Source organism: Hymenobacter guriensis (assembly GCF_015773195.1).
GTDB lineage: Bacteria > Bacteroidota > Bacteroidia > Cytophagales > Hymenobacteraceae > Hymenobacter > Hymenobacter guriensis.
Genome location: NZ_JADWYK010000023.1, coordinates 1 through 17404, shown reverse-complemented (window position 1 = coordinate 17404; position 17404 = coordinate 1). Strand labels below are relative to the sequence as shown.

General features: G+C 54.4%; 18 protein-coding genes. 12 read left to right on the top strand and 6 right to left on the bottom strand.

What is annotated here, in order from left to right; translation table 11 throughout:
* Window positions 1-64: 64 nt before the first annotated feature.
* A complete protein-coding gene (locus I5L79_RS22340) occupies window positions 65-1564 on the bottom strand; it encodes a DUF5712 family protein (protein WP_196957318.1) in 1500 nt (499 codons plus the stop codon).
* A gap of 17 nt (window positions 1565-1581) precedes the next feature.
* Window positions 1582-2361: a hypothetical protein gene (locus I5L79_RS22335; protein ID WP_196957317.1), complete on the bottom strand. Its 780-nt coding sequence runs from the start codon at window positions 2359-2361 to the stop codon at window positions 1582-1584.
* Window positions 2362-4133: 1772 nt separating this feature from the next.
* Here I5L79_RS22335 and I5L79_RS23540 point away from each other — a divergent pair.
* From I5L79_RS23540 to I5L79_RS22295, 9 genes are all read left to right on the top strand, one after another.
* The gene (locus tag I5L79_RS23540) at window positions 4134-4256 is read left to right on the top strand and encodes a hypothetical protein (protein ID WP_262894930.1); all 123 of its coding nucleotides are present in this window, start codon (window positions 4134-4136) and stop codon (window positions 4254-4256) included.
* A gap of 918 nt (window positions 4257-5174) precedes the next feature.
* Complete coding sequence (locus tag I5L79_RS22330; RefSeq protein WP_196957316.1) at window positions 5175-6170, top strand: replication initiation protein; 996 nt, start codon at window positions 5175-5177, stop codon at window positions 6168-6170.
* Window positions 6171-6495: 325 nt separating this feature from the next.
* Complete coding sequence (locus I5L79_RS22325) at window positions 6496-7329, top strand: ParA family protein (protein WP_196957315.1); 834 nt, start codon at window positions 6496-6498, stop codon at window positions 7327-7329.
* Window positions 7330-7340: 11 nt separating this feature from the next.
* Complete coding sequence (locus I5L79_RS22320; protein WP_196957314.1) at window positions 7341-7811, top strand: hypothetical protein; 471 nt, start codon at window positions 7341-7343, stop codon at window positions 7809-7811.
* Between the two features lie 205 nt (window positions 7812-8016).
* Window positions 8017-8784: a response regulator gene (locus I5L79_RS22315; RefSeq protein WP_196957313.1), complete on the top strand. Its 768-nt coding sequence runs from the start codon at window positions 8017-8019 to the stop codon at window positions 8782-8784.
* A 204-nt stretch (window positions 8785-8988) separates the two neighbouring features.
* Window positions 8989-9372 carry a hypothetical protein gene (locus I5L79_RS22310; protein WP_196957312.1) on the top strand — a complete coding sequence of 128 codons (384 nt, stop codon included), beginning with the start codon at window positions 8989-8991 and terminating at the stop codon, window positions 9370-9372.
* 140 nt (window positions 9373-9512) lie between these two features.
* Entirely contained in the window at window positions 9513-9752 is a 240-nt protein-coding gene (locus I5L79_RS22305) for a recombinase family protein (RefSeq protein ID WP_196957311.1), read from the top strand.
* Between the two features lie 39 nt (window positions 9753-9791).
* Entirely contained in the window at window positions 9792-10232 is a 441-nt protein-coding gene (locus tag I5L79_RS22300; protein WP_196957310.1) for a hypothetical protein, read from the top strand.
* 25 nt (window positions 10233-10257) lie between these two features.
* Complete coding sequence (locus tag I5L79_RS22295; RefSeq protein ID WP_196957309.1) at window positions 10258-10521, top strand: hypothetical protein; 264 nt, start codon at window positions 10258-10260, stop codon at window positions 10519-10521.
* A 26-nt stretch (window positions 10522-10547) separates the two neighbouring features.
* Here I5L79_RS22295 and I5L79_RS22290 read toward each other — a convergent pair whose 3' ends face one another.
* Window positions 10548-10748: a hypothetical protein gene (locus I5L79_RS22290; RefSeq protein WP_196957308.1), complete on the bottom strand. Its 201-nt coding sequence runs from the start codon at window positions 10746-10748 to the stop codon at window positions 10548-10550.
* A 222-nt stretch (window positions 10749-10970) separates the two neighbouring features.
* Between I5L79_RS22290 and I5L79_RS22285 the strand changes: the two genes are divergently transcribed.
* Window positions 10971-11285: a hypothetical protein gene (locus I5L79_RS22285; protein ID WP_196957307.1), complete on the top strand. Its 315-nt coding sequence runs from the start codon at window positions 10971-10973 to the stop codon at window positions 11283-11285.
* Window positions 11286-11289: 4 nt separating this feature from the next.
* Here the strand turns inward: I5L79_RS22285 and I5L79_RS22280 are convergent, their stop codons facing one another.
* Complete coding sequence (locus I5L79_RS22280; protein WP_196957306.1) at window positions 11290-11433, bottom strand: hypothetical protein; 144 nt, start codon at window positions 11431-11433, stop codon at window positions 11290-11292.
* 180 nt (window positions 11434-11613) lie between these two features.
* Here I5L79_RS22280 and I5L79_RS22275 point away from each other — a divergent pair, with 180 nt between their 5' ends.
* Both I5L79_RS22275 and I5L79_RS22270 read left to right on the top strand, forming a co-directional pair.
* Window positions 11614-12180: an RNA polymerase sigma factor gene (locus I5L79_RS22275; RefSeq protein WP_196957305.1), complete on the top strand. Its 567-nt coding sequence runs from the start codon at window positions 11614-11616 to the stop codon at window positions 12178-12180.
* Window positions 12181-12275: 95 nt separating this feature from the next.
* The gene (locus tag I5L79_RS22270; RefSeq protein WP_196957304.1) at window positions 12276-13403 is read left to right on the top strand and encodes an alpha/beta hydrolase; all 1128 of its coding nucleotides are present in this window, start codon (window positions 12276-12278) and stop codon (window positions 13401-13403) included.
* A 277-nt stretch (window positions 13404-13680) separates the two neighbouring features.
* On the opposite strand, the gene I5L79_RS22265 is transcribed toward I5L79_RS22270, so the two are convergent.
* The gene (locus I5L79_RS22265; RefSeq protein WP_196957303.1) at window positions 13681-15639 is read right to left on the bottom strand and encodes a histidine kinase dimerization/phosphoacceptor domain -containing protein; all 1959 of its coding nucleotides are present in this window, start codon (window positions 15637-15639) and stop codon (window positions 13681-13683) included.
* A gap of 13 nt (window positions 15640-15652) precedes the next feature.
* Window positions 15653-17404: TonB-dependent receptor plug domain-containing protein (locus I5L79_RS22260; protein WP_196957302.1), on the bottom strand; the 1752-nt coding region annotated here is incomplete at its 5' end.

The window sequence follows — 17404 nt, the reverse complement described above, 5'->3', positions numbered from 1 at the left end:
GGTGGATTAGCTTTTTGAGAATGCCCCCGAAAGCTACCAAAATTCAACCTCTATGCTATTAAATTTAATCGCGCTCTTCGTCGCCCCGCACGTCCTGCGTATAGCCCTGAGTGCTTAGAGCACGTCCTAAATCATGACCTATTCCGGCTGCAGTTTGGGCAGTTGAGGGCTGGTATGATCGCGCTGTTCTGGCACCAGCACGCGCGTAAACAGGGGGAGTATGCCCCGGTAGTTGTCCCCCGAGCGAAGGTGATCTAGGTAAGGCAGGGGAAGTCCGCTGGTCAGAATCTAACTTGTTCTCTGCTCGGGGAACACGCCCGGTTCGCAGAAATTCATACGGCTCGCGGATGTGTTTGGGCCCCTGAGCCTCCCGGCCAATGCGGTTCAAGCGCCCATAAAAAGCCTTGCTGTAGTCCTGCTCCCGGGCCATTTGCAGCACCACATGATGCACTAACTGTTCCTTCTCGGGGAGCTTTTTATTCAGCCGTTCGACTTGCTCCAGGAGCCGCTTATCCCGCTGCTGATTCTCGGCAATGGTGTTGGCGGCCGTCTTAGCATCTTTGCCAGTACGCAAAAACTCATAGGGCAGATCGTGGTACCGCTGCTTCTGGGCCTCTCTGCCCAGCTGGCCTAGCCGGCCATAGAAAGCCTTGCTGTAGTCCAGTTTTCGAGCGGCTTCGAGCACGTTGTTATGCACCAACTGCCGGTCAGCCGGGAGTTGTTTATTCACCTTATCCACCTGGTTGAATAGCTGTTTATCGCGCAGATCATCCCCTGTTCGGGTGATCTTTTCCCCCTGCTTCCCGGCGCCATTGGGGCCACTTCTGCCGTCCTTCGCGGCAGCTCTACGCCGGATGGAGTCGGCCATTTCCTCAGCCGTTTGTCGCCCGCGCCGCCCGCGTGTGGGTCCCTGCTGCTCATCGTTTCCTCTGGCTCCAGCGGCCGACTGACCCTCGCGACTGACCTGTTTTACGGGCCCAAACTGGTCCTCGAAGGCCACATTTCCTTTGGCCATAAACGTGACACGGTTGAAGCGCGCTGCACTCCCCCAAGGGTTCAGGGTAACTTTTTGCTCTTTGTCCCGAGCGGAAACTGTAATATGAATGTGGGTCTGTGGCCCTTCTTTTTTTTGTCCGCTGGGGGCGCCGTCGTGGCCCCGATGCTTGCGTTCGTTATGCTGCGTCGCTACCCACACCAGGTCTTTTTCACTCAGGGGCTGACCTGATTTGGTGCTGAAATTGGCGGCATATTCCTGCATTACCCGGGCCGTATAGGCCTGTAACTTTTGCGGATCGTGGCCGATATGTTCCAGCTCCTGGGCACTGGGACTGATCACAATAGAATGAAACTTATCCTCCTCTTTGCGCAACCCTTTCCGGTTGGAATCGATGAGCTGTACGGCTTCATTGCCGCTTATATCGGTCCGGTCTGCATTGAAAAAGAGGGTTTGCTCGCCTGTTGCTTTGGCTTCTTTCTCCAGATAGTTCGTTACGCGCCTGGCGCTTCCTTTATTGGTATAGGCCTTCTTTCCGTGAATAGCCGGGTTGATAATAAAGATGTACATGGGGGCGTAGTAGATGCCTAAAACGTCTCTGCCGAAGGTGTCTTGGGCTCTGTTTCAACAGCCGCCTTCGCCGCTTTCGGGTCTGCTTTACCGGTTAGATGGGGCCGTTCCGGCACCGGCGTTAGTGGGGGTGCGGTCTTGCCTGGTGGTAGCGGCGGAAGGAGTTTGCTGATGAACGCATCGAGGCGTTGCTTCATGTCGGCATCCCGGCGCTGGTTGAATTCCTGGTGCTTGCTGGGGTATTCGGCTAGGTCCCGGCCCAGCACTTTCAGCATAATCTGCTCGCCCAGGCGCCGGCCGTATAGGGCCTCTACGTTGGTCAATAGCAGCTCCCGCATGAGTGGCAGCAGGAACAGTTCCTCCTGGTCGCTGAGGTGTTCATGTACGTGGTTGCCCTGCGTTTCGAGGTACGAAAACAAGCTCTTTTCGTGACCGCGCAGGAAGCCAAACAGGCCCCGGTGCAAGTACTCGGCCGAGCGGTTCACGTTCTTTTCGTGCTGGGTCAGCCAGCCAAAGAGTCGGTTACCGAGCTTGACGACTAACTCCTCTACTTCCCCTAACCGGCGTTGAATGGCAATGCCTTCGCGCTCCTGATTCTTCACTGGATCGAGGCCTCGCTGGGCAAAATAGGTGATGGCCGCAGAGGCATATTCCGAGGCCGTCACCCCCAGTGCGGTAGCTGCTGGCACCATTAAACCATGGGCTTCGTGCGTCAGGTACACCTGCTTGCGGGCGCTTGAAAGGCGGCGTTTACGCTTCTGGTGGTCAGGCGGGGAATCAACGGTATTAGGAGTCATAAATACGCAAGTTGGTGCCGCTAATACGGCTGACATTTAGTAATTTGCAGGGAAAAGTATGCAATTAATTTTAATATCAATGGTGAATTGGGCAAATTGTATCAATTCCTTTGGGGATGACACCTTACAATACACTGATTAACAACTATATACTAACTTTTGGTGTCAGAAAATCTCTGATTTTCGCTCTAAATCACTGACTACCATCGCTTTAGCGTGGAGTATGTGATGCCCCTCTTGCTAACTATGCTTAGCGCCTGTTTAGGCCAATAGAGCTAGGCTATCCGCCTGCGCTGTCAGCCGGGTCAGTAGGGTTGCCTGGATCTGCTCCGAGCGGGTTGCCTTACTGCCCTAGCTGCTGTCCCAATTCCTGCCAGCCCTCCAGCTGCTGAAGCCGGCTGTATTGGGGCCTGGTCACGGGTGCTGCCAGTGCCTGCTTGGTAGAGGGTGTCGTGCTCCTGTCCCCGTGGCCCGTACCTGCGGGCTCGCTTACGCACTCACCGCCTCACACGCACCTGTGATGCCCGACTGTTCATCCTCACGACCCCAGCTGCCGATGCGCTAGTAGCCTGCACCTACACCCTGGCTGCTGTGGTCGCTTCCGAAACGGCAGTAACCTTGTTCCCGGCCCGGTGAATACACTTGGTTGGGAAGTTCTTCCTGCGCTTCAGCCCTGCCCCTCGCCTCTGCCCTACCTCGCTCGGGGTTTGGTTGCTGCAATGACACTCGCCTCCCGTTGCCGGAGTCGGGTTGTGCCCCAAACGAAAACTTACACTTGGTCGCAACTCCGTCCAAACGAAAGCTTACACTTGGCTGATTCGACGTTATGGCTGACCTGGCTACTCGCCAGCCAGTCTGCTCAGCAGTTCGTGCCTGAGCACACGTTCAGGCACGGGTATTCAGGTGCGCCTATACGCGTACTCCTACGCGGGATGCTATTCCTGCGGCGGCTGCAGAAACTGGAGCTTCTTAGCCTAGCTTGAAAAGCTACTAGCAAACCTTCTCGCTTTACTGCTCCCGACGACTGGTTTGCATGTGTGCCAGTACCTACCTGTGCACTTGACCGCCTACGCATCGCGCTACGCCCGCGTACGTGCGTGCACGCCTGCGTGGGTACGTGTGATCGGGCGCGCGACCCCAAACTTTCCACAAGGCACAAAAACTAAAATAGCCTAGTTGCATCCCAAGCAGTAGGCAAGTAAGCAGTACAAACTAAACCTTACACTTGGCATAAAGTAGTCTAAAAGCGCAGGGCTCGCAATTCGGATTTTGTGCTTTTTTGGACTTCCTTCTTTTCCTCGTTTCTGCTTGATTTCTTCCCTTGCTTGTTTTGTACTACTGCCTTCCTTCCAGGTATTGGCTTGCTGGGGTTGTGCGCGCGCCTTACGTGTACAGGCGCGCCTGATACGTGCGCGCTCACGAGTGCGAAGCTGGCGCCTCGGTCGCCCTGGTTGCCCGTATGTCGGATTTACCTTACTTTGTTGCCCAACTCAATTGGCCATTTGCCGGCCTCACTGTTTATGACCGTTATGCAAACTCCCACATCTTCTCCTGATCAAGTCACTTCTCCCCCAAGCGCAGCTCACCCGGACACTGATGCCTCTTTGGCTACCCCCGCGGCCGAAGGCAGCTTTCCTGACCCGGTCGCTGCTGGCCGATCGGGTAGTTCGACGAAACGCAAAGCCGTACCCCCCCCCTCCCCCACCGAGCGCGTTGGCCAAGCCTACCGGCTGTCTCAACCCCTGGACTGGGGCATTCGCTATGCGGCTCTCATGCTCGAACAGCAGGATGGTACCCGCCGCAGCCAACAGGATTTGGTGGACCAGGCCGTCACTGAGCTGCTGCTGCGCCTGAAAAAGAAGGGCATGGACTTCCCCGCCTCCATCCTGCCGTAGCTGCCCAGGGGTTGTCGGGTAGCCTTTACTTCTCCTGGCCTGTGCCCCGATCCACGCTGTATCCCGGTGTGCGTTTGGGCGTCAACCGAGGTACAGCGTTTTTTCGGCTTTTCGGCCCCCTGGCGAGGGCAGGGGGCCTGAACGTACTCCCCAGTCACTTTAGGGGTGTTCGTGTCTTCTAGGCCGGAAAAATGGCTATTATGAGTAAGGATATTCTCCGGGCTTGGTTATCCGCTACTAGAAGGTGGTGAGTAGCTGTTTCTGGTTGCGTTATATAATTATAATTAATATTTGAATAGTGCAATCTCATAATATGGGACCGGGCATATTGTTTGGGCTGCGCCGCTTTGCCTTGCTGCTGATCTCCAGCAGCCCTAAAAGCTTTTTTTCCTTGCGCGAATCACAACGTTGTGGAATTTGTAACTATTTGTCTTATTTGTAGGGCCTTGTAAGCTGCTGTAAATCAGATATTTTGAACAGGCAAGTGTAAGCTTTAGTTGGGTAAGTGTAAGTTTTCGTTGGGCAAGTGTAAGCTTTCGTTGGGCAAGTGTAAGCTTTCGTTTTGGCAAGTGTAAGTTCTAGTTGGGCAAGTGTAAGACCACTTATCCACACTTACACTTGCCTCATGAGTCCAATTTTGCCTTCAATTCTTTCATAATACCGGGTTTCACTTCTTGATTCAGGGGGCGAGTGGCCGTTATGTGGTTGCTTATCAACGTTTAATGCGATTAATTTTGATTGCATATCCACTCAAGTGTAAGGTTTAGTTGGCTCTTGACTAAGCCAAGTGTAAGGTTTAGTTAGGCATATTTTGTAGCCAAGGCGGTTCCGTTTCCCTGCCATTAGATCTAACAAGTGTAAGATGCTGTTTTTCGTCTTACACTTCGTATACTTGTGCGACCATCAACTACTTACCCCATGTCGAACCAGGTACAAGCTCCAGTAGCTGAGGCGCCAAAGCAATTGCAGATCCGGCAGCACAATGCCCTCACGCTGGCCAAGTATGATTACTCAGAAATTCAACTCGACTTTCTGTTCTTCCTGCTCTCCAAGCTGCGAGCTGATTCCAAGGACCTGACCTACCTGCTCCACGTCAGCGAGCTGGCCAAGTTGACGGGTAACAACTACAACACCAAATATCTCTACGATGCCACGAAAGAGATGGGCTCGCGGGTATTTGAAGTCACCCTGCATGAGATCAAGCGTCAGGTGTGGATGTTTCAGTCCGTGGACTACCATGAAGGCAAGGCAACCATTGAAGTTACCTTATCGGAAAAAATCCTGCCCCTGCTATTTGATTTAAAAGGCAACTTTACTTCCTACGAGTTACAAGCCGTTTTAAAGCTCTCCAGTAAATACGCCAAACGTATTTACCAGATATGTTCGATGTGGAAAGATAAACCCCAGACGCAGAATTTTGATCTGTACGAATTCAAGCAGATGCTGGGCATGATTGATAAGGACGGTAATGAATCCTACGCCCGCTTTGGCACTTTCAAGCAGCAAGTGCTGGATAGATCAATCCGACAAATAAATCAGCTAACGGATTTGCATATTGCTTTAAAGCTTGAAAAAACCGGCAAGGCCTATACTGGCTTTGCCTTCACGATTGAAAATAAAGCTTACAACCTGCAGCTTGATTTTGGCAACTCCCACAAATTACCTTCCCCTGCTCCCGCTGGCATTTCACATCAGCAAATGGAAAGCGCGGAACGCTTCCTGGATGAAATGGGTGTTTTTCAGGAAAAAATCCGTCACCAGATATTAAGCTCTCCGGCTCACCTTAAAAACCTGTTCAAGTTTGCCCACCAGGTTCGTACGGGTGAGGTCAAGGTCAAGTCCAACGCCGGTGGTATGCTCCTGACCATCCTAGGCCTGGTAGACGCAAGCAAGAAAGCGCCTAAGAAAGAATAGTTGATATACTCGGTAAACAAGGAATACTTGGTATACTAAATAGTCCTTGTTTACCGAGTATATCAACTATTCTGATCGATCATTCTGCCGGGCTCGCCTCCCCTTATTAGACTTATAGAGCTTACTAAGTAAACATACATTACTCAGTTTACTTAGTAAACTAATATAACTTTATAATTTATAAAAGTCAGGTAATAATAACATACTAATATTGCCTATATTACTTAGTATACTGAGTAAGTAAAATATACTTGCTTGTTTTTGTAAACTAGGTGTACTAAGTTTACACGGTACACAAAGCAAGTCTTATTAATTGATTTCTGCCATGAGCGAAGTACCCCACGTCTGCCGGGTTATTGCCATTACCAACAACAAAGGAGGAGTTTGTAAAACTACTACCACTGTTGCCCTGGGTGCTCAGCTCGCTGAGCTTGGCCATCGAGTACTCCTGATTGATCTGGATCCCCAGGCTAACCTGACCAAGCATCTTATTGGTAAGGAACCCGGCGCCCTCGAAGCTATTGAACTGCACATCGGGGATGTATTGTCCGGTTCGACTACGCTGGCAGATGCAGTGTTGGCCTACTCCTCAACGAACCCGGACCTAGTGGATAAAACGCTGCATTTTGTGCCCGCGTCCTACATCATGGAACAGTATGAGAAAGGGCTAAGCAAAAAGCCTGAAATGCCCCAGCTCCTACGCAAAGCAATCCGTCCCCTGCGCCCCCACTATGACTACGTGCTCCTGGATTGCCCCCCGCAGATGTCCTTGTTCACTTATCTGGCCCTAGCCGCTGCTGACTTCTTCTTTGTAACCTCCCTGGCTGCCACCTTCAGCTACGATGGCATTAAGAACATTTTCGAGGCGGTTGAAGATGTACGGGACTCAGTTAATCCAAATCTGCAGTTCGCCGGAGTTGGCATTATGCGCTACAACCCCAAAATCCGCCACAAACCGCACGAGAATGCGGTCAATAAAATTGAGCAGTTAGTTACCGAGCAGTTTGGCCGGGATAAAGTATTGGGTTATGTGCGGGAAGATCGGATGGTAGAAGCCGCTCAGGAAGAAGGCCGCATTATTCATGACGTCACGACATTATCCAGGGTGAAGGATGATTACTACGCCCTGACGACCAAACTTGTAGAAGCAGTTCGCTAAGACCTAACACCATGGCCACGACAAACAAAGCCGCCGCCGATACTGCCACGGCGAAAGAACTCAGTACAAAACCTAAACGGGTTTTCTTTCCTCCCGCCAGCAGTGAGCCAGAGGAACCGGAAAGCGTACCTCTCCCAGCTGAACCAGTAGCAACTGCTCCCTCCCCGCAACCAACTACCACACCCGCTAGAAAAGTCCCGGGCGCCGAGTCCAGCTCTGCTCGCCCAGCCGCTGCTACTCCAATTGGGGCCGTAGGGAAAAAAAGGGGACCCAAGCCGTCCGCCGAGCCTTTAGAGCATTTGACAGTAAAGGTGAAGTCCGAGTACGTGCAAAAGATCGATAGCATGATGGAGGATGCTCCCCGCCACGTGCTCAAACAAGACCTGGTGGACTTTATGCTGGCTGACTTCTTTCGTCGCCACCAGACATTGCCTGCAGCATTACTGGCGAAGCCAAAGCCCGAAAAGAAACCAACCCGATAGGGGAGGGGAGGGGAGGGGAGGGGTTTGCTCTGACAAGCTCTCCCGAACTTCAGAAGTAACAATAGCGGGCAGGGCAAGGCTCAACAGGCAGCCTTGCCCTGAACTGCCTAGAAGTACCATCCCCGCCTGAGTTGAATTTGCCTGGACCTGGCTGTATATCTGCATGGCCAGCAAACCAGGAGTCCCACATCACCCTCCGCTTACTATGGCTCGCATCCTGATTGTCGAAGATGAAATAATGATTGCTCAGGGCATTGTCCGCACGCTGAAGCGCCTGGGCCACATGCCGCTCGAACCGGTGGATAATAGTGACGATGCCATTGGGGTACTAGGCACCGAACTAGTGGATCTCGTTCTCATGGACATAAACATCGAGGGGGAATGCGACGGCATTGCGACGGCCCTGCAGGTGCGCCGGCAGTTTGGTACTCCAGTCGTGTTTTTGACAGCCAGTACAGACGAGCAAACCTTGAAGCGTGCTACGTTGGTGAATCATAGTGGCTTCATCACGAAACCGTATACCGATGATATGCTTCGCGTGACGGTCTCCCTGGCCTTGTCCAAAGCCAACCAGCCCCCAGTACTTCATGCGAGCACGCCGCACTTCTTGCCGGCAGACCAAACGGCCTCAACCTTACCTAATGGTCAGCTACAAGATCCACTGATGGTGCGCATGCTGAACAGCAACACCAGCTATAAAAAAGTAAACCTGGCCGACATCCACTACTTTGAAACAAAGGGCAACTATATGCTGCTGGTGACGACTACTGGCCGGTATATGTTCAACTCCACCTTAACAGACTTACTGCCGCGGCTGCCGGCGTACTTTATCCGGCCGCACCGGTGCTTTATCATCAATCTGAATTTTGTGGAAGGCCTGGAGGAAAGCGTCGTAATCGTGGGCAAGGAAAATATTGCCGTTAGCCGCACGTACAAAAACGAGCTAAAAGCGCGTCTAAATTTCCTTGGATAGATATAATTCCTGCCCTATATCGGCTGATGATTCTAGATAGCTTGCATTTCAATCGCTTCTAAATGCAACTCAACCGCTAATTCTGGTTGACTCATCATAATTCCCGGTGCGGGTGGAATAAGGATGGCACATTTGTCTTGCCTTCCGCTCAGATCAACTAGGTGCTGAGCAGAAGGCACCGTCCTCTACTTCCTTCCACCGTTTATGAACCAGCTACTTATCGCCTCGACCCCAACTCCCCCCGCCCTATTTCTGCGGTTCGACCTGTCGCCTGCTAAGGAAGTTATGGTAGAGGGTGCTAAATACGCCGCCTGTACCCTCATCGTCTTATCGGACCTACGCAAAAAGAAAGGGGCCGAGGTTTCGGTAAACGTGCGCACCAGTGAAGCGCGCGAGGAGGAGATTGGCAAATTCATTTGCATCGGCCACCCACTGATTACGAAAAAGCCGAGAAGGCGCCTGGTGCCGGCTACCGACGAGCAGCTGGTACAGCAACTCCTCCTGAAGGTACAGGAAGAAGTTCCGGCTGCCCAGATGAAGTGGAACGATAAGGATATCTGCTGGTATATAGTTGTTCCCAAAAGTTAGTCAGCGAGTCTGGCAGCCTATAACTAACCCATCAGGGGGCATGAACCTTACCAGCGGTTCATGCCCCCTGATGGGTTTTGCAGCTAGCCATCGCTCTGCCGTGAGGAGTATTATGTGCATGGTGTATACTGCTGGCGAGAATGGCCCAGACAGCCCAACAGCCACGGCCGAGGAAATTCCCCAGGCATCAGGAACCGAGCGTCGCCCAGGCCAGTCAAGCCAACCGCCAGGCGGCGCGGCTGGCTTCGCTGCTACATGCGCAGGGGCACACCTTGCAGCAGATTGCCTATGAGCTCAACGAGGCCGGCTACCGCACCCGCCGCGGCAAGCTGTTCTTCTCTAAGACTGTCCAGCGACTTATTCATCGGGTGACAGTATAGTCCTTTCCTTTATCAAACTGTGGTTATTATTGCATACTCATGATCGCTCCTCATCTATACTTCTCCAATGCCGTGGGCTCGGTGCTGTTCGTGCCCAAAGCCTTTGCCTACCTGCACTTCTCGGGGGAATCGATGACCAGCCAGGAGCTGCGCGCCTTGTATGTGCACGCCGCCAACCTGCTGGCTCGCTACCAGCTCTATGGTATCCTCGCTGACCACCGCGCCATGCCGGCCGCTTTCGAGGTAGCCGACCGCCAATGGCTGCTAACGGAGTGGCTACCGAATACTATCCCCACACCGCCACCCATCGTACGGTACGCTGTGTTGCCCCAGGACGATCCTGCTCGGCGACTGCATACCGATCATGTACTACACCAGTTGCGCGAGCTTGTGCACGCGGCTACATTCACGGACCTGGAACAAGCGGCGGCCTGGCTGCACTCGGAGGGCCAAGCACACGACCAGCCACCCACCATCTGACCCCCGCCGCCCCAGCATCACCTTTATGGATTCCAACGCCAAGTTCTTTATCGGGGTCCACGTAGAAGAGCCCACTGCCGACCCGCTCAGCTTTCTCTTTCAGCAGGACTTACTCGGGGTGCACACCTACGCCGTGCGCGCTCCGCGCCGCCTGCTAGAGACAATGGGCCCGTCTGCCTTCGCCGAACACCTGACCGATTACTATTTGCAACAGTACCCGGCCGAAGCCGAGCGCGTAGGCAAGCCAGTGCTGCTACAGGCCGTGGTACGGGCTATGCAGCAAGGGTAGAAAGCCGCTTGCCCAATTGGGGTTGGTTACCGGGCTTGCTCATGCTCGCTCAGGTAGCACACGTCCGTCCAGCTTAGCTCGCCCGCGACGTAGCGAGCATGCAGTTGCTCCAAAGTGGGCGGGAGGTCTTTATAGAGAGCTGGATTGGCAGCCTTCATCTGGGCCAGAATACGGGCACGCTGCTGCGGAGTCTGCGCCTGTGGGCCGTATTTGGGTAGATAGGCCATACTGAACGGACTTTGCTGATCACTAATCAGCAAAATTCGCCGCTAGGCTGTCGTCCGGCAAGCGGGAAACTACGGAAATGGCTATGCGGGAATAACACATTTATCTATGCGCAAAATCCTGTAACAGTTTTATTATCTTTGCCCTGCATGGCTTCGGTTGTGTTCCACACTGCCAACCACCTATTGCGTTTGTCTGTCGCTTTTTCACGGCCAACGCTCGCTATGTCTGCCCCTCTTCGTGTCACTTACGCCCGCCAGAGCTTGCTGCGGCTTCAGGCACTCCCCCTGGATTCCCCTTCCCAAACCAATGGACAGGCTTTACTAGAGCTCGTAGCCACCACGATACAGCATGCCCAGCAACTAGCGCAAAACCATCCCGCAAATCAGCACCAGCTACAGCTGCTACAGCAAGTCAGTGTTTTGCGGCAACAGCAGCAGACCGTTCTCCAGCAATTGGAAGCAGGGCAGGGGATAGTTGGCTGGGCCTTTTTGCGTGCCAGCCTAAAGGTTACACTGGAGTTGCTGCAGACCTCGTAACTGTCTAGGACGTCCGAACCTTCTCACGCACCTCCAGCCGCTCTAGCACCTGCGCAAGCGTGAGTGAGCCATCCAGATAGCGCAGTAGCAGCCCCAACTCGTATGCGTCCGGCGCTAAGGCCGAGCCCTCGGTTAAGCGCACAGCCATGGTCACCAATTTGCGTCGGTCTTCGAGGCTTTCCATCGACTAAAGTTTTCCCTTACTGCTGGAAAAGGCAAGCTCAGCCAGGGAGTTTTTTTCTTAAACAGGAGACTATACGGCGTCCCGGCAACTTACGATCCAGCTTCCTGCGTACTAAGGCCTAGCCACAAGCGGCTACGGCTATTTATGTTTTCAACGCTACGCCCGAATGCCCATATTTCTACTGCCCCTGAAGCCGAGGCCCTGCTCGTGCAACGGTTATATGCCCGGGAAGAGACCGCGATGAGTGTCTTTTATGACCGCTACGGCGCAACCCTCTACCGCTTTCTTCTGACGGTGGTCAAGTCCCCCGCTATGGCGGAAGACGCCTTACAGGACGCGTTGATCAAAATCTGGTTTTCCTTTGCCAGCTACGATGCCAGCCGGGGCCGCCTGTTTACCTGGGCGCTGCAAATTTGCCGCTACCAGGCCCTGGATACCTTACGACGGGTACACAACCGGCCCTGTGTGGAGCAGCAGGCGACAGGCAAATCTGCCGCAGAGCCCAGTACAAGCTTTCAGCCTGAACACCTGGATGTGCGGGCCTGCCTGCGCTATCTACGGCCTGATTACCAAGTGCTCATGGAGCTGCGGTATTTTGACGGGTTGAGCCAGGCGGAAGTAGCAGAACACTTGGATATGCCTGTGGGCACCGTTAAAACGCAGAATCGGGCAGCACTTCGGCAGCTAGCCGCTGTGTGGCGGGAACGGTAGCGGCCAACCCATCTATAGGGCCTGCGTATGCACCTACGCAATACCATTTTTTCTTGTCTAAACCGTGTTTATTAATGCCACATTCTTCCTCTCCGATGCCTTCCTCTGCCTGGCTGCTCCTTCCGGCCCTAGCTGGCACCCTGCTGCTAGGCAACTGTGATTCCAAACCCAACACAACCGCCACCAGCACCAGTGCCGAGGCTCCGGCCGTAGCATATGCTACCGGGGGCAGCTCGCCCGGCGAGGTAAAGCCCACCGGTCCCAAACCCGCTTGGGGGCCGAACCTGAAGCCCGAGATGCAGGCCGTGATTGAGCAGCTTATGAGCTTAAAGCCCAAGCCCCTGCCGCAGCTCACGGCTCCGGAAGCTCGTCAGCAGCCTACGGCCGCGGATGCCGCCATGAAGCAGATGCAGGTCAGCCAGATTACGCCCCCGCCCATGAACTGCGACACGGCCAGCCAGACCCTGATGAGCGGCGTGAAGGCTCGCATCTATACGCCTAAGACCGGCAATGGTCCTTTTCCAGTTATTGTCTACTACCACGGCGGTGGCTGGGTCATTGCTACCATCGATACCTACCACACCTCCGCTCAAGCCTTGTGCGAGCAGACGGGCGCCGTTGTGGTTTCGGTCGAGTACCGCAAAGGCCCGGAGCATAAATTTCCGACGGCGCATGACGACGCATTTGCCGCCTACCAGTGGGTGCTGAAGAATGCGGCCAGCATCAAAGGCGACGCCAAGAAAGTGGCCGTGGCCGGGGAAAGTGCAGGCGGTGGCTTGGCGTGTGCCGTCAGTATGCAGGCACGTGACAAGAAAGTGGCGCTGCCCAAGCATCAACTGCTGGTGTATCCCATCGCGGGCTCCGACACGAATACGCCCTCGTACCAAGCAAGCACGGAAACGAAACCCCTGGATAAGGCGGGCATGGAGTGGTTCTTCAAGAACTACCTGCGTACACCGGCCGACGGCAAGGACCCGCGTATCAACCTGGTGGCGGCGAATCTGAAAGGCCTGCCGCCGACGACCATCATCGGGGCGGACTATGATCCACTCAAAAGCGAAGGCAAGGCCTTGGCGGACAAGCTGCAAGCTGCTGGGGTAAAGGTCAACTATAAACTCTACGCTGGCACCACCCATGAGTTCTTCGGTATGGCAGCCGTGGTGCCCGACGCTAAGCAGGCTCAGGGGGTAGCGACGGCTGACCTAAAGTCCGCCCTGCAGTAATCCTGCCCGCGGTACTCCACTCACAAAAGCCCTGACTCCTCCCTGAAGTCGGGGCTTTTCCATGCATGCTATACAAGCTAGTGCCTCATCTATAAAGTATTTTCTAGGGCTTATTCCGGCCATCGCTAGGCCAATGAAGTTACAGGCCAAGCGAATTTCTTGGTGCCGCAGGGCTAAGCGCGACCTACACGAGCAATGGAACTCAACACACGTTCATCTGCTCATGCTACGGCATGGGCTGCTCGGATTTGACGTTAGCTCCGCCGGTAGCATTCAACTACGCACGTGCAAGGGTACACCGGGTACCGGTATGGCAGTCAGATTCGACCTCCAGGATGGCTTTGAGCTGCTTGGCAAGGCTGGCGATTAGCTGCGTACCCAGTGAGGCCGTCGGAACCTTGTTGCTGTTATGTAAGCCCAAGCCATCGTCGGCAACCAAAAGCTGAAATGAGGCCCCTTGGCCACTTAATTCGACATGCACACGCCCACTTGCCCTTCCAGCGAAAGCATGCTTGTAGGAGTTCGTAACCAGCTCGTTTACCAACAGGCCGAAGGGTATTGCTTCCTTGACCGTCATGATCAACGGGGCCAGTGTTTTCGTTATGATGATCGGCTTTTGTGTCGAGTTGTAGGAAGTATGCAGCGTGTCGAGAAGTTTGGTCAGATATGCATCCAGCTGTACTTCCGCCAGGTTGTCGGTCGCATACAACTGCTCATGGACCAGCGCCATACTCAGAATCCGGGCCTGGCTGGCTTCCAAAGCGCTGGCCAACTCTGGCTCCACTTCCTGTTGCCAGGACAGCAGGGTGCTAATAATTTGAAGGTTATTCTTTACCCGGTGGTGTAGTTCCTGCAGCAACACCTGTTTTTCTGCCGCCTGCCGCTGATTCTCCTCCGCCTGACGGTGGTTTTCATCCGCCTGCCGCTGGTTCTCCTCCGCCTGCCGCTGAATTTCCTCATTTGCCAGACTGAGGGAGGTATTCCGCTCTTTGAGCTTCCGGTAATACAACGTAACGATTACGATACAGATGATGGCCACCAGTAATGACCCCAACATGATCATCATCCAGTAACGCTGGGTATTACTTAGCTTCCGGTTTTCCAGGTTGGCCTGTGTAAGCTTTTGAATCCGCATCCGGTCATGTTCCCGCTGCCGGGCTTCCAGTGAGGCCCGTTGCTGCCCCAGGGAACGAGCAGTTTCAATCGTGAATATGGTCGAATTCAAGGCCGCCAGCTGGTCGCGATACATAACTGCGTCCCGGAAGTTGCCTTTCGCTACGGTTATCTGACTGAGCAGCTGCAGGGCCGAACGTTGGATTCCAACCGACTTGATCCGGCGGGCCAGCTCATTTGTCTCCAGTGCCAGGCGGTTAGCAGTGGCCAGGTTACCCAGTTTGAAGTTGAAGTCCGCCAGATCTAGTAGCGTGTGCGCCTCGCCCAGCACATTGTTCTGGCGGTGATGGATGGCTGTCGCCGCTTGCAGCCGACGCTGCGCGGAGTCCCTGGCCGCGTAATGAACTGATTTCATTTCCAGCAAGCCTGCCACCAGCTTGGTGACACTCGCCCGGTACTGAACAGGCGCCAGCGTCGCAATCGCCCGACGTCCATAGGCCAAGGCTTTGCCATGATTGCCCAGACGTGAATAGCAGGTCGCCAGATTTGAACAGATCGATGCCGCGACTACTGCTGAATCTTTGCTCAGGGGCGGATAGCGTTTATAACTCTGCAGGGCCTCATGCAGCAGCTTGCCGGCATACTTGTGGTTCCCCATATCGGTGGCCGTTGCCCCCATGCTATTGTAAAACGACCAATAATCCTGCGTGTAGCTATAGTTTCGGGCCTTTTTCAGCCCGACTGTATAGTACTGCATTGCGGCGCCCAGATCACCATCCTCACTGGCCAGCAAGCCGGATAACCGTAGTGCGTCCAGCTCGCCTGGTATGTCTTTTACTTTGCGGGCATATTGCAGGGCTATACCCGCATGCTGCCGGCCAGCAGCCAGGCCCCTATTATTCACCATGAGCATAGCCGTCTTATTTAGCTGCTGCACATGCTGCGCATTCCTGATGCTGGTGACAGGAGGGGAGGGGGTAGATTCGTAAGAAAGCCCATGCTCAATCAAATCACCCGTATCAGAATGACTTGGCTGCGCAATCAGCGACAGGGGAATCAGAAAACAACTGGTAAGGAGAAGGGCATAGGGTGAGAAAACCGTTGTCAGGGTAAAATCTTTCATATTCACAGAATAGTTATTTTACCTCTACGGTCAGGCCAAGGTACACAAGCCGGCCGATCTGCGGCCCCCCGTACACTTGTATGTTCCGCGAGTTAAGCAGATTGGTACCTCCGACCTGTAGTAGTGTATGCTGCTTCGGCAGCCGAAAGCCTAGATCGGCATCAAGGGTCGAATAATTTTCGAGCTGGCCGGTGGCAAAGGGAGACTCGTACAGATGGCCTTCGGCCCAACGGTAGTTGAGCGAGTAGTTGAAGGCCTTGCCCACTTCCCCGTAGGCGCCCAGATTGAACTTGTGGCGGGGCGTGTTGTAGTAGGCCTGGAAGCGCTCAGGCAGGCGCTTGCGCTCCAGCAGGCTGAGCGTGTAGTTGCCCGTCAGGTTCAACTGCTTGCGGGGCCTGTAAGTCAGCGAGGCCATGCTGCCGGAGGCGTGCACCTGCTGGGCCGCGTTGGCCTGCACCTGGATCACGCGCGTCGGGCCGGTCTGCAGTGGCCGTGCCCCGGTGGCTGCCGCCGCCAGCTGCGCCGGCGTCGGACGGCTCCCGTCTACATTACCAATAAATCTCACCTGCCGGATGAAGTCCCGGTAATTACTGATGTAAAAGTTCGCGTCTACTGTCAGCTTGGCGGCCGGCTGCCCTTTGTAGCCGATTTCCCACGTGGCCACGCGCTCCGGCTTTAGGTTATTGATGTTGACTTCGTAGGCCTGTAAAGTAGCCTCTGCCGGAGTTTGTGAAGAAAGGATTGTTGGCAACACCCCTTCAATTTCCGTGCTGTAGCCCTGAAAGCCCTTATTCACGTTGCCCAGCAAAATAAGCCGCTGCAAATCCAGTTGCAGGTACTGGCCCTGCTGGGTTGGCGAACGAAAAGCCTGCCCGAAACTGGCCCGGAAGGTATGCTGTTCCTGTTTGCCGGCGGAATAAATCATGGCAACCCGGGGTGAGAAGAGCTGCGGGAAGTTTTGGAACCCATCGAGGCGGGCTGCCCCCATAAACTTTAGCTTATCCTTCCAGGCCGATTTTGTGAGCTGCGTAAAGATGCCATACTCATCGTTGATAATGCGCTTGCCATCCTGATCTGAGAAGAGCTGACCGTTAGAACCCAGCCGGTACTGGCGATATCCCCCACCAATTACCCCATTCGCAACCGGTGAGCGCCACTCGTACTGAGTGCTCAGGTCACTTAAAAAGGAGCTTGGATTGAGCTGCGTCCCTCTGCCGGGCATTTCATCCGTAATAATTTGTTTACGGAGTGCATTGAATTCGGGGGAGCCGGCCATGAGCTGGAAGGGGGCGGCCTGCGCGCGGGCGGCCTGCTCGGCCCCGGCCGTGTTGCCGGCGTTGGCCGGGTTGGCCAAAAACGTGTTGTAGGCCAGGGCATAGGCCCCGAAGTACTGCTGGGCATAACTCCTGTTCGCCGTCCCGGTGCGTGGGTCAACTGCCGTTTGCATATACGTACCGGTAAACGACAAATCGTACGAATCTTCCCCGAAGTCCTGGGTCTGGTAGGCCCGGACAAACCAGCGGTCGCTTTTCAGTTCCGCCCGGTACTGATTCGTAGCAATATTTTTAAACCGGTAGCGGTTGGTGTACTGGTAAGCTGTCGTGCCCTGGGCCCGCTTGAACTCCACCATTGCTTTTATTTTGTCCGTCACCAGAAAGTGCACCGAGGGTAGCAGCTTCCACATCGTTGCCTTATCATCGCCGGCGATGATTTCGCGCTCGGTCCAGCCGGGCATGAACACGGTCTTGCCGTTGAGCGCCCCGCC

Excerpts from the sequence above, each read along its gene's own strand:
- I5L79_RS22340 (WP_196957318.1), bottom strand. The coding sequence starts at position 1,564 with ATGTACATCTTTATTATCAACCCGGCTATTCACGGAAAGAAGGCCTAT.
- I5L79_RS22335 (WP_196957317.1), bottom strand. The coding sequence starts at position 2,361 with ATGACTCCTAATACCGTTGATTCCCCGCCTGACCACCAGAAGCGTAAA.
- I5L79_RS23540 (WP_262894930.1), top strand. The coding sequence starts at position 4,134 with ATGCTCGAACAGCAGGATGGTACCCGCCGCAGCCAACAGGATTTGGTG.
- I5L79_RS22330 (WP_196957316.1), top strand. The coding sequence starts at position 5,175 with ATGTCGAACCAGGTACAAGCTCCAGTAGCTGAGGCGCCAAAGCAATTG.
- I5L79_RS22325 (WP_196957315.1), top strand. The coding sequence starts at position 6,496 with ATGAGCGAAGTACCCCACGTCTGCCGGGTTATTGCCATTACCAACAAC.
- I5L79_RS22320 (WP_196957314.1), top strand. The coding sequence starts at position 7,341 with ATGGCCACGACAAACAAAGCCGCCGCCGATACTGCCACGGCGAAAGAA.
- I5L79_RS22315 (WP_196957313.1), top strand. The coding sequence starts at position 8,017 with ATGGCTCGCATCCTGATTGTCGAAGATGAAATAATGATTGCTCAGGGC.
- I5L79_RS22310 (WP_196957312.1), top strand. The coding sequence starts at position 8,989 with ATGAACCAGCTACTTATCGCCTCGACCCCAACTCCCCCCGCCCTATTT.
- I5L79_RS22305 (WP_196957311.1), top strand. The coding sequence starts at position 9,513 with ATGGCCCAGACAGCCCAACAGCCACGGCCGAGGAAATTCCCCAGGCAT.
- I5L79_RS22300 (WP_196957310.1), top strand. The coding sequence starts at position 9,792 with ATGATCGCTCCTCATCTATACTTCTCCAATGCCGTGGGCTCGGTGCTG.
- I5L79_RS22295 (WP_196957309.1), top strand. The coding sequence starts at position 10,258 with ATGGATTCCAACGCCAAGTTCTTTATCGGGGTCCACGTAGAAGAGCCC.
- I5L79_RS22290 (WP_196957308.1), bottom strand. The coding sequence starts at position 10,748 with ATGGCCTATCTACCCAAATACGGCCCACAGGCGCAGACTCCGCAGCAG.
- I5L79_RS22285 (WP_196957307.1), top strand. The coding sequence starts at position 10,971 with ATGTCTGCCCCTCTTCGTGTCACTTACGCCCGCCAGAGCTTGCTGCGG.
- I5L79_RS22280 (WP_196957306.1), bottom strand. The coding sequence starts at position 11,433 with ATGGCTGTGCGCTTAACCGAGGGCTCGGCCTTAGCGCCGGACGCATAC.
- I5L79_RS22275 (WP_196957305.1), top strand. The coding sequence starts at position 11,614 with ATGTTTTCAACGCTACGCCCGAATGCCCATATTTCTACTGCCCCTGAA.
- I5L79_RS22270 (WP_196957304.1), top strand. The coding sequence starts at position 12,276 with ATGCCTTCCTCTGCCTGGCTGCTCCTTCCGGCCCTAGCTGGCACCCTG.
- I5L79_RS22265 (WP_196957303.1), bottom strand. The coding sequence starts at position 15,639 with ATGAAAGATTTTACCCTGACAACGGTTTTCTCACCCTATGCCCTTCTC.